2 protein-coding genes and 1 pseudogene are annotated in these 3,930 nt (G+C 67.3%); 1 reads left to right on the forward strand and 2 read right to left on the reverse strand.

All coding sequences use genetic code 11. From position 1 onward, the window contains the following. Positions 1-843 (reverse strand): annotated as a pseudogene (locus AC1D12_RS30665) (heme utilization protein); the annotation flags it as partial. Between the two features lie 188 nt (positions 844-1,031). On the opposite strand from AC1D12_RS30665, the gene sbcB reads away from it, so the two are divergent. Then, entirely contained in the window at positions 1,032-2,480 is a 1,449-nt protein-coding gene (sbcB, locus tag AC1D12_RS30670; protein ID WP_477844998.1) for an exodeoxyribonuclease I, read from the forward strand. A 168-nt stretch (positions 2,481-2,648) separates the two neighbouring features. Here sbcB and AC1D12_RS30675 read toward each other — a convergent pair. Beyond that, positions 2,649-3,930: bifunctional aconitate hydratase 2/2-methylisocitrate dehydratase (locus AC1D12_RS30675; RefSeq protein WP_477844999.1), on the reverse strand; the 1,282-nt coding region annotated here is incomplete at its 5' end.

Below are 3,930 nucleotides of genomic sequence, written 5' to 3' on the forward strand. Positions count from 1 at the left end.
GGTCAGCGAGCCGAGCTGGTCGGAATTGAGCTGGCGCAGCGCGGCCGTCGAGATCGCACGCAGGTCGGCGGATTCGAGGTTGGGCAACTGGTCGGTGGTCAGCGCGGCGACCTGGGCGGTCGTCAGCGCGGCGTATTGCGCGGTGGTCAGCGCGCGCAGGTCATCGGACTGCAGGCCGGCGATCTGCGTCGGGGTCAGGGCGACGACCTGGGCGGTGGACAGCGCGGCGAACTGCGCGGTGTTCATCGCGTTCAGGTCGTCGGTGACCAGGTTGGCCAGCTGGGCGGTCGTCATCGCCGACACCTGCGAGGTGGTCAGCTGGCCCATCTGGTCGGAGGTCAGCGCATCGATCTGCGCGGTCGACAGGTTGCGGATCGCGGCCGAGCTCAGCGAGCGCAGGTCCGACGATTCGAGCGTCGGGATCTGGTCGGAGGTCAGTGCCGCAGCCTGCGCGGTGGTCAGCGCGGCGAACTGGTTGGTCGTCAGCGCGTTCAGGTCGTCGGTGCCGAGCTGCGAGATCTGCAGCGTCGTCAGCGCGGCGACCTGGGCGGTGGTCAGCGCGGCGAACTGGTCGGAGCCGAAGGCGCCCAGCTGGTCGGAGTTCAGGGCGCGCAGCGTGGCCGAGCTGAGGGCGCGCAGGTCCTGCGTTTCCATCACGGCGAGTTCGGCGGTGCCGATCGCGGAGACGTTGGTCGACGGGATCGCGGCGACCTGGCTGGTCGTCAGTGCCTGGAACTGCGCCGTGTTGAAGGCGGCCCAGTCCTCGGTCGTCAGCCCGGCAATGGACTTCGTCGACAAGCCGGCGATCTGAGCGGTCGTCAGGAACTGAATGATGCTGGCCATGAAGGGCGTCCTTTGAGTGGTATTCGTTTGCGGGGTCGGCTGGTGTGCGTGCACCTGCTCCAAACCGGACCCAGTCAAACGGGAATATCGGATACATGTGACGAACCCTTAAGGTGCAAATGAAGCGCGGATACGGTGCTGTTCGCGCAATCCGTCTGGTTTTGGCCGGTGCTGGTAGATTGCGCGCCATGACCGATTTCACGTTCCTCTGGCACGACTACGAAACCTTCGGCCGCGTGCCGCGCCATGACCGGCCGGCGCAGTTCGCCGGCATCCGCACCGATGCCGAGCTGAACGAGGTGGCGGGCGGCGAGCTGATGGTGTACTGCCGGCCGACGCCGGACTACTTGCCCGATCCGGAGTCGTGCCTGCTGACCGGCATCCTTCCGCAGACCTGCCTGGAGCGCGGCGTGCCGGAGCACGAGTTCGCCGATGCGATCGAGGCGCAGCTGGCGCAGCCCGGCACGGTGGGCGTGGGCTACAACACGATCCGTTTCGACGACGAGGTGACGCGCCACCTGTTCTGGCGCAACCTGATCGACCCTTACGCGCGCGAGTGGCAGAACCAGTGCGGGCGCTGGGACCTGCTCGACGTGGTGCGGCTGACCTGGGCGCTGCGGCCGGAGGGCATCACCTGGCCGACGCACGAGGACGGCCGGCCGTCGTTCAAGCTGGAGCACCTGACGGCGGCGAACGGCCTGGCGCACGATGCGGCGCACGATGCGTTGTCGGACGTGCGGGCGACGATCGCGCTGGCGAAGCTGATCAAGTCGCGCCAGCCGCGGCTGTGGGATTTCGCACTGAAGCTGCGCAGGAAGGACGAGGTGATCCAGGAGATGGGGGTGGGGCGGCCGTTCCTGCACATCTCGGGCATGTACGGCGTGGAGCGCGGCTGCATGGCGCTGGTGTGGCCGCTGGCGCCGCACCCGAGCAACAAGAATGAAGTGATCGTGTGGGACCTGGCGAGCGACCCGGCGGAATTGTTCACGCTGGATGTCGAGACGATCCGGCTGCGCATGTTCAGCAAGGCCGACGACCTGCCCGAGGGCGTGGCGCGGCTGCCGATCAAGACGATCCACATCAACAAGTCACCGATGGTGATCGGCAATCTGAAGACGCTGAGCGATGCGGTGGCGGCGAAGTGGGGCGTCGACGTGCCGCGCGCGCTGGCGCATGCGGAGGTGGCCGCGAAGCAGGGCCATCTGCTGGCCGGCATGTGGCCGGCGGTGTTCGAGCGGCCGGCGCCGAGTGCGAAGCCGGACGTCGACGAGGATTTGTACGGCGGCTTCGTCGGCAATGAAGATCGCAAGGCGCTGCAGCGGCTGCGCGGGTTGTCGCCGCAGCAGCTGGCCGACAAGCGACCGGCGTTTGCGGACCCGCGGCTGGCCGAGATCCTCTTCCGTTACCGGGCCCGCAATTTCCCGGAGACGCTCAGCGAGGCCGAGCAGGCGCAGTGGCTGGAGCACCGGGTGCACAAGCTGCACGACGGGGCGGGTGGGGCGCTGACGCTGCAGGCCTTCTTCGACCGCATTGATGCGTTGCAGGAATCCGAAGCGCTGGCCGAGGACGAACGCGCCCAGGACATCCTGGGTGCACTGGTCGACTACGCCACCGAGATTGCACCGGAGCGTGACTGATTCCGCTGCGGCGCGTCGCGGCGGGTGAGGGGATGGGCTGGGGGCTCAGCCTCGGCGGTCGGCCCTGGCGGGCCGACTCCACGAAGAAGTCGCCCCCAGCGCCAAGGCGCGCCACAGCCTCCCCACCCGCGCCTTTCGCGCGGAGGGAGGCCAAGCCCAAATCAACCATCAAGCTTCCGAATATTCCTTGATCCGGTCGAAGTTCAGGTACTGGTAGACCTTGTCGGAGGCCGCCGTCAGCACCCCCATGTCAGCCATGTACTCGTCCTTCGTCGGAATGCGACCGAGCTTCGAGCAGATCGACGCCAGCTCGGCCGAGCCGAGGTAGACATTGCTGTTCTTGCCCAGCCGGTTCGGGAAATTGCGCGTGCTCGTCGAGAACACCGTCGCGCCTTCCTTCACCTGCGCCTGGTTGCCCATGCACAGGCTGCAGCCCGGCATCTCCATGCGAGCGCCCGCCGTGCCGAGCACGCCATAGTGGCCTTCCTCGGTCAGCTGGTGCGCATCCATCTTGGTCGGCGGCGCCACCCACAGCTTCACCGGGATGTCGCGCTTGCCCTCGAGCAGCTTGCTCGCCGCACGGAAGTGGCCGATGTTCGTCATGCACGAACCGATGAACACCTCGTCGATCTTCGCGCCCGACACCTCGGCCAGCGTCTTCACGTCGTCCGGGTCGTTCGGGCAGGCCACGATCGGCTCGTGCACGTCGGCCAGGTCGATCTCGATCACCGCCGCGTAGTCGGCATCGGCATCGCCCTTCAGCAGCTGCRGGTTCGCGAGCCAGGCCTCTTGCGCGGCAATGCGGCGCTCCAGCGTGCGTGCATCGGAGTAGCCCTGCGCGATCATCCACTTCATCAGCGAGATGTTGCTGTTGATGTACTCGATGATCGGTTCCTTGTTCAGGTGCACCGTGCAGCCGGCCGCCGAACGCTCGGCCGACGCATCGCTCAGCTCGAAGGCCTGCTCCACCTTCAGGTCGGGCAGCCCCTCGATCTCGAGGATGCGGCCCGAGAAGATGTTCTTCTTGCCCTTCTTCTCGACCGTCAGCAACCCCTGCTTGATCGCGTACAGCGGGATCGCGTTGACCAGGTCGCGCAGCGTGACGCCCGGCTGCATCGTGCCCTTGAAGCGCACCAGCACGCTCTCCGGCATGTCCAGCGGCATCACGCCGGTGGCCGCGGCGAACGCGACCAGGCCCGAGCCCGCCGGGAAGCTGATGCCGATCGGGAAACGGGTGTGGCTGTCGCCGCCGGTGCCCACGGTGTCGGGCAGCAGGAAACGGTTCAGCCAGCTGTGGATCACGCCGTCACCCGGGCGCAGCGAGATGCCGCCGCGCGTGCTGATGAACTCCGGCAGCTCGTGGTGCATCTTCACGTCGACCGGCTTCGGGTAGGCCGCGGTGTGGCAGAAGCTCTGCATCACCAGGTCGGCGCTGTAGCCCAGGCAGGCC

The sequence above is a fragment of the Rhizobacter sp. P1_G5 genome (assembly GCF_056405435.1).